Raw genomic sequence first — 8,185 nt, 5'->3', positions numbered from 1 at the left:
ATCGTGCCGATGTTCACGTGCGGCTTTGTGCGTTCGAATTTTGCCTTCGCCATGGAGGCCTCCTGTTGTCTTTGGGTGCGGGCCGGCCGTTACCGGCCCGCAATGTCCGTGGATTAAGCGTACTTCGACTGGATCTCTTCAGAGATGTTCTGCGGAACCGGCTCGTAGTGATCGAACTGCATCGTGAACTGCGCGCGGCCCGAGGACATCGAGCGCAGGTTGTTGATGTAGCCGAACATGTTGGCCAGCGGCACGAACGCATCGATCACGATCGCGACACCGCGGGGCTCCTGGCCCTGCACCTGACCGCGCCGCGAAGTAAGATCGCCGATGACGTTGCCGGTATACTCTTCCGGCGTCACGACCTCGACCTTCATGATCGGCTCGAGCAGCTGAGCGCCGGCCTTGCGAAGACCTTCGCGCATGCACATCCGCGAGGCGATCTCGAAGGCCAGAACGGACGAGTCGACATCGTGGTACTTGCCGTCGACCAGCGCGACCTTGAAATCGATGACTGGGAAGCCGGCAAGCGGACCGGAGTCCATGACCGACTTGATGCCCTTCTCGACCCCGGGAACGTATTCCTTCGGCACCGAACCACCGACAATCCGGCTTTCGAACGAGTAGCCCTCACCCGGCTCGGTCGGCGAAATCTCCAGCTGGACCTCGGCGAACTGACCCGAACCACCCGACTGCTTCTTGTGCGTGTAGGTGTGGTTAATCTTCTGCTTGATCGTCTCGCGATAGGCGACCTGCGGCGCACCGATATTCGCCTCGACCTTGAACTCCCGCTTAAGGCGGTCGACCAGGATGTCGAGGTGAAGCTCGCCCATGCCCTTCATGATGGTCTGACCCGACTCGATGTCGGTCTCGACGCGGAAGGACGGATCCTCGGCTGCAAGACGCTGAAGACCGGCAGACATCTTCTCCTGGTCGGCCTTCGTCTTGGGCTCGACCGCGATCTCGATGACGGGATCGGGGAAGGTCATGGTTTCCAGAACGACCGGCTTTTGCGGGTCGGACAGAGTGTCACCGGTTGTCGTGTCCTTCAGACCCGCCAGCGCGATGATGTCACCGGAGCCGGCCCACTCGATCTCTTCACGGGAGTTCGAATGCATCATCATCATCCGGCCGACGCGCTCGCGCTTACCCTTCGTGGTGTTGAGCACCGAGCCGCCCTTCTCGAGCAGGCCCGAGTAGATGCGGGTGAAGGTCAGCGTGCCCACGAACGGGTCATTCATGATCTTGAACGCGAGGCCAGCGAACGGCTGATCGTCGCCCGGGCGACGCTCGATGTTGCGAGTCTCAGTCTCGTCATCCGGCGAGAAGCCCATGTACGGCGGCACGTCGAGAGGACCCGGCAGGTAGTCGATCACCGCGTTCAGCAGGGGCTGGACGCCCTTGTTCTTGAACGCCGAACCGGCGAGGACGGGAACGAAGGACAGCGACAGCGTGCCCTTGCGGATCAGCTCGCGCAGCTTCGGCTGGTCGGGCTCGTTGCCCTCCAGGTAGGCTTCCATCGCCTCGTCGTCGATCTCGACCGCTGCTTCGATCAGGTTGCCGCGCCATTCTTCGGCGAGGTCCTTCAGGTCGTCGCGGATCTCCTGGATCACCCAGGAGGCGCCCAAATCTTCGCCCTTCCAGACCCACTCCTTCATCGTCACGAGGTCGACGATGCCCTCGAGCTGGTCCTCCGACCCGATCGGCAGCTGGATCGGCACGGCGTTGGCGCCGGTGCGGTCCTTGATCATCGTGACGCAGTTAAAGAAGTCGGCGCCGATCTTGTCCATCTTGTTGACGAACACGATGCGCGGAACCTTGTACCGGTCAGCCTGACGCCAAACGGTCTCGGTCTGCGGCTCGACGCCGGCGTTGGCGTCCAGAACGCAGATCGCGCCGTCGAGCACGGCAAGCGAACGCTCGACCTCGATGGTGAAGTCCACGTGACCCGGCGTGTCGATGATGTTGAACCGGAACTTGGCTTCCTGCGGCGTATTGCCGTAGATGCCCGTCGGGTTCTCGCCATCTTCGGTGCGGAACCAGAACGTCGTGGTCGCAGCCGAGGTGATCGTGATTCCGCGTTCCTGCTCCTGCTCCATCCAGTCCATCGTGGCGGCGCCGTCATGGACTTCGCCAATCTTGTGCGACTTGCCGGTGTAGAAAAGGACGCGCTCGGTGCACGTGGTCTTGCCGGCATCAATGTGAGCCATGATGCCGAAGTTACGGTAGCGGTCGAGCGGATATTCGCGTGCCATTGGGAAAAGTCCTCAGGCTAGGGGTTACCAGCGGTAGTGGCTGAACGCTTTGTTGGCGTCGGCCATCTTGTGCGTATCTTCGCGCTTCTTCACCGCGGTACCGCGGTTCTGGACGGCGTCGATCAGTTCGGCGGCCAGACGCTCTTCCATGGTGTTTTCGTTGCGCTTGCGGCAGGCATCGATGAGCCAGCGGATCGCGAGAGCCTCGCGGCGCTCGGGGCGGACTTCGACGGGGACCTGGTAGGTCGCACCACCAACGCGGCGCGAGCGGACCTCGACCGACGGCTTGATGTTGTCGAGACCCTCGTGGAACACCTCGATGGGAGAGCGCTTCAGCTTCCCCTCGACGCGATCGAACGCGTTGTAGACGATGCCCTCGGCGACGGACTTCTTGCCGTCGTACATCAGGTTGTTCATGAATTTGGTGACCACCCGGTCGCCATACTTGGCGTCGGGGAGGATTTCGCGCTTCTCGGCAGCGTGACGGCGGGACATGGGCTGTTCCTCTTACTTCGGGCGCTTGGCGCCATACTTCGAACGGCGCTGCTTGCGGTCCTTGACGCCCTGCGTGTCGAGCACGCCGCGAAGGATGTGATAGCGCACGCCCGGAAGGTCTTTCACACGACCGCCGCGGATCAGGACCACCGAGTGCTCCTGCAGGTTATGACTTTCGCCGGGGATGTAGCTGATAACCTCGTAGCCATTGGTCAGGCGCACCTTGGCGACCTTCCGCATGGCCGAGTTCGGCTTCTTCGGCGTGGTGGTGTAGACGCGGGTGCAGACGCCCCGCTTCTGCGGGCACTGCTCGAGGTGCAGCGACTTGGAGCGTTTGACTTTCGGCTGCCGCGGCTTGCGGATCAGCTGTTGGATCGTTGGCATTCCGGTTTCATTCCCCGTGTTGCAACACTTGTTCGTTTCGAGTGGGGCGCGCGCACCCCGGTTCATCTTCAGATGCGCCGGGCGCGTCCGCCAAACGCAAAGGCCGCATTGGCCCCTTGGCCCACGCGGCTGGTATCCAGAGGATCGGGGCGTTTGCCCGGATCGTGACCACTTCCATCAATTTAAGCCCCGGCCCGGGGCAAGCCCGGTCGCACGGTTGGCGCCGTATAGAGGGCGAGTCGCGGAGTGTCAACAGCACCAGGATTTGTCGCCCCGCCTCTCGCACAGATGAAAAAATCCCAAGCGAGGTGCAAGCCGAAGCCCGTCAGCTGAGATACCGAGCAGTCGGAGATGGCGGTGCGATCAGTCCTGAGCGACGCCCGCCGTCTTGCGTACCCGCCCAAACCGATCTGCCCGCACACTACCTCGTCGCCCTTCGAGGGCAGGCGCGCGATTTTATTGCCGAGCCAACAGGAATTCAACTTAAGGCTGCGCGATCACACTTGTTTGCCGAGACCAACAACCCCGAATTCCCGCATCAAGTGGACAAATGGAAAAGGGCTCCGCGACAGCGGAGCCCTGTCCCACATTATCTGGATTTCTGGCCGGACTTACTCGTCCCGGCTCTCATCCATCTCGACCACGTCAACCTCACTGTCCGAGGACAGCCCCTCGTCGGCCGGCGCCGCAAGTTGCGCAGCCTGTTCTGCCTCGGCCTGTGCGGCTTTCAGCACCTTCAGGTCACGCTCAGCCGCGATGCGACGGACGCGCTGCGTCGCCCCACCGGTGCCGGCCGGGATCAGCCGCCCGACGATGACGTTCTCCTTGAGGCCCACCAGCTTGTCGCGCTTACCCTGAACCGAAGCCTCGGTCAGCACGCGGGTGGTCTCCTGGAAGGACGCGGCCGAAATGAACGACCGGGTCTGCAGCGACGCCTTGGTGATGCCCAGCAGGATCGGTTCGCCCTGAGCCGGACGCCCGCCCTTCTTCATCGCCTTCTCGTTCGCCTCGTCGAACTCGACCTTGTCGACATGCTCGCCCTTGAGGAGCGTCGTGTCACCGCTGTCCTGGATCTCCCACTTCTGGAGCATCTGGCGAACGATAACCTCGATATGCTTGTCGTTGATCTTCACGCCCTGCAGTCGATAGACGTCCTGCACCTCGTCGATCATGTACTCGGCCAGAGCCTCGACACCCATGATTGACAGGATGTCGTGCGGCGCGGGGTTGCCATCCATGATGTAGTCGCCCTTCTGGACGAAATCGCCCTCGGCAACCGGGATGTGCTTACCCTTCGGCACCATGTACTCGATCGGCTCGGCGCCCTCTTCCGCAGGCACGATCGCGATCCGGCGCTTGTTCTTGTAGTCGCGCCCGAACTTCACGTGACCATCTGCCTCGGCGATGATGGCGTGATCCTTGGGACGACGTGCCTCGAAGAGTTCGGCCACACGCGGCAGACCGCCGGTGATGTCCTTCGTCTTCGCGCCTTCCCGCGGAATGCGCGCGACCACGTCACCCGCCTTCACGTCCGTCCCGTCTTCGACCGAAAGGATCGCGTCCACCGACATCGTGTAGGTCACCGGGTTGCCCTGTGCATTGCGCACCGGCTCGCCGTTTTCGTCCACGATGACGATCTCTGGCTTCAGATCGCTGCCGCGCGGAGCTGCGCGCCAGTCCGACACGATCTTCTGCGTCATGCCGGTCGCTTCGTCCGTCTCGTCGCGCACCGAGATGCCCGTGATGAGGTCGACGAACTTCGCACGACCCGACGCTTCGGCGATAATCGGCAGGGTGTACGGGTCCCACTCGAACAGGCGGTCGCCCCGCTTAACGTCGGCCCCGTCCTGAACGTGCATCGTGGTGCCGTAGCCCAGCTTGTAGGATGCCCGCTCGACGCCGTGCTCGTCGACAATGGCGAGCTGCATGTTGCGGCCCATGACGATCACGTTGCCGACTTCGTCCGTCAGCGTGTTGGCGTTGCGGTACTCCGCCTTGCCGTCGAAGCCGGACTCCTGGAACGACTGCTGACTGCCTTGCGCAACGCCGCCGATATGGAAGGTCCGCATCGTCAGCTGAGTGCCCGGCTCGCCGATGGACTGCGCCGCGATGATACCCACGGCTTCGCCCATGTTCACCATCGTGCCGCGGGCAAGATCGCGCCCGTAGCACATGGCGCAGACGCCCTCTTCACTCTCGCACGTCAGCGGTGAGCGCATGCGGGCCTCGGCGATCCGCATCTCGTCGAGCAGGTCGGCCATCCGCTCATCGATGATCTGGCCCGCCTTGACGACGACTTCGTCATTGGCCGGGTTCACGATGTCTTCAGCAGCGACACGGCCCAGCAGGCGCTCGGCCAGGGTGGCCACGACCTCACCGTCGTTGACGGCCGCACGAATGGTCACGGCACGATCGGTGCCGCAATCATGCTCGCGGATGATGCAGTCCTGCGCCACGTCCACGAGACGACGGGTCAGGTAACCCGAGTTCGCCGTCTTGAGCGCGGTGTCGGACAGACCCTTACGGGCACCGTGAGTCGAGTTGAAGTACTCGAGCACGGTCAGGCCTTCCTTGAAGTTCGAGATGATCGGCGTCTCGATGATCTCGCCCGAGGGCTTGGCCATCAGGCCGCGCATCCCGCCGAGCTGCTTCATCTGCGTGACCGAGCCCCGCGCACCCGAGTGAGCCATCATGTAGACCGAGTTCGGCTCGTTCTCGGCACCGTTCTCGTCCGTTCCAGGCTCCGAGATTGTGGTCATCATCGCCTCGGTGACCTTGTCGTTGCACTTCGACCAGGCGTCCACAACCTTGTTGTACTTTTCGCCCTGAGTAATCAGGCCGTCCATGTACTGCTGCTCGAAGTCTTTCACCTGATCGCGCGTGCTCTCGACGATCGGCCACTTCGAGTCGGGGATGACCATGTCATCCTTGCCGAACGAAATGCCCGCCTTGAAGGCTTCGCGGAAGCCGGTGGTCATGATGTGGTCACAGAAGATGACCGACTCCTTCTGGCCGCAATAGCGGTAGACGGTGTCGATGACCTGCTGGACCTCCTTCTTGCGCAGGAGGCGGTTGACCAGATCGAACGGAGCCTTGGCGTTCACCGGCAGGAGCGCACCCAGACGAACACGGCCCGGCGTGGTTTCGAACCGCGTTACGACCTCTTCCCCCGTTTCGGGGTCGATCTGCTTCAGGCGCGCCTGGATCTTGGCGTGCAGGTGCACGACTCCAGCGTCGAGCGCGTGCTGCACCTCGTCCACGGACGAGAAGACCATGCCCTCGCCCTTCATGCCCTCGCGCTGCATCGTGATGTAGTAGAGGCCAAGGATCATGTCCTGCGACGGCACGATGATCGGCGCACCGTTTGCGGGCGACAGCACGTTGTTCGTGGACATCATCAGGACGCGTGCTTCAAGCTGCGCCTCGAGCGAAAGCGGCACGTGAACAGCCATCTGGTCGCCGTCGAAGTCGGCGTTGAACGCCGAGCAGACGAGCGGGTGCAGCTGGATGGCCTTGCCTTCGATTAGGATCGGCTCGAACGCCTGGATGCCCAGACGGTGCAGCGTCGGCGCACGGTTCAGCAGAACCGGGTGCTCGCGGATGACCTCGTCGAGGATGTCCCAAACCTCGGGACGCTCCTTCTCGACCAGCTTTTTCGCCTGCTTGACCGTCGAACTGTAGCCCTTCGCTTCAAGGCGCGAGTAGATGAACGGCTTGAACAGCTCGAGCGCCATCTTCTTCGGCAAGCCGCACTGATGGAGTTTGAGCTCGGGGCCCGTCACGATGACCGAACGGCCCGAGAAGTCGACCCGCTTGCCCAGAAGGTTCTGGCGGAAGCGGCCCTGCTTGCCCTTCAGCATGTCCGACAGCGACTTCAGCGGACGCTTATTGGCACCGGTGATGACGCGGCCACGACGGCCGTTGTCGAACAGGGCATCGACAGATTCCTGCAGCATCCGCTTTTCGTTGCGGATGATGATGTCGGGCGCGCGCAGCTCGATCAGCCGCTTGAGGCGGTTGTTCCGGTTGATGACGCGGCGATAGAGATCGTTCAGGTCCGAGGTCGCAAAGCGGCCGCCGTCCAGCGGCACCAGCGGGCGCAGTTCGGGCGGGATGACCGGGATCACGGTCATGACCATCCACTCGGGACGGTTGCCGGACTCAAGGAAGCTCTCGACGATCTTCAGGCGCTTGATGATCTTCTTGGGCTTCAGCTCGCCGGTGGCTTCCTTCAGCTCTTCGCGCAGACGGTCGGCCTCGGCTTCGAGGTCGATCATCGCCAGCATCTCACGGATGGCTTCCGCGCCGATATTTGCGGTGAAGGCGTCCATGCCGTACTGGTCCTGGGCGTCCATGAACTCTTCCTCGGTCATCATCTGACCGTAGGTGAGGTCCGTCAGGCCCGGCTCGATGACGACGTAGTTTTCGAAGTAGAGAACCCGCTCGAGGTCACGAAGCGTCATGTCGAGCATGAGTCCGATGCGCGAGGGCAGCGACTTCAGGAACCAGATATGGGCGCAGGGCGCGGCCAGTTCGATGTGGCCCATGCGCTCGCGACGAACCTTCTGCAGCGTCACTTCCACGCCGCATTTCTCGCAGACGATGCCGCGATACTTCATCCGCTTGTACTTGCCGCAAAGGCACTCGTAATCCTTCACTGTCCCGAAGATGCGGGCGCAGAACAGGCCATCGCGCTCGGGCTTGAAGGTCCGGTAGTTGATCGTCTCGGGCTTCTTGATCTCGCCGAAGGACCAGCTCAGGATCCGCTCGGGGCTCGCCAGAGAAACCTTGATCTCGTCAAAGGTCTTCGGCGCCGCCAGGGGCGAAAACGGGTTGGTGGTGAGTTCCTGGTTCATGTTCCGTCCTTAAGAATACGGGTGCGTCAGAGGGCATGGGGCCGGATTTCACCGGCCCCGGAGCAGATCACTCGGCGTCTTCGCCTTCCTGCTCCAGCTCATCTTCGGCATCCAGGAGTTCCATGTTGAGGCCCAGGCCGCGGACCTCCTTGACGAGCACGTTGAACGATTCCGGCACGCCGGCCTCGAAGTTGT

Annotated in this window: 4 protein-coding genes; all 4 read right to left on the bottom strand. The window is 62.4% G+C overall.

The features are described from left to right. Window positions 1-113: 113 nt before the first annotated feature. A complete protein-coding gene (gene fusA / locus ACFDS3_RS17570) occupies window positions 114-2,255 on the bottom strand; it encodes an elongation factor G (protein ID WP_375263655.1) in 2,142 nt (713 codons plus the stop codon). Window positions 2,256-2,279: 24 nt separating this feature from the next. Then, entirely contained in the window at window positions 2,280-2,750 is a 471-nt protein-coding gene (rpsG, locus tag ACFDS3_RS17565; RefSeq protein WP_375263654.1) for a 30S ribosomal protein S7, read from the bottom strand. Window positions 2,751-2,762: 12 nt separating this feature from the next. After that, on the bottom strand, window positions 2,763-3,134 hold the full coding sequence (gene rpsL / locus ACFDS3_RS17560; protein WP_085855220.1) for a 30S ribosomal protein S12: 372 nt from the start codon (window positions 3,132-3,134) through the stop codon (window positions 2,763-2,765). 611 nt (window positions 3,135-3,745) lie between these two features. Beyond that, window positions 3,746-7,990, bottom strand: coding sequence for a DNA-directed RNA polymerase subunit beta' (rpoC, locus tag ACFDS3_RS17555; RefSeq protein WP_375263653.1), 4,245 nt, complete (start codon window positions 7,988-7,990; stop codon window positions 3,746-3,748). Between the last annotated feature and the right edge of the window lie 195 nt (window positions 7,991-8,185).

The organism is Palleronia sp., assembly GCF_042089775.1.
Lineage (GTDB): Bacteria > Pseudomonadota > Alphaproteobacteria > Rhodobacterales > Rhodobacteraceae > Palleronia.
Note: the sequence above shows the minus strand (reverse complement) of the source record. Positions and strands in the feature narration are given on the sequence as shown.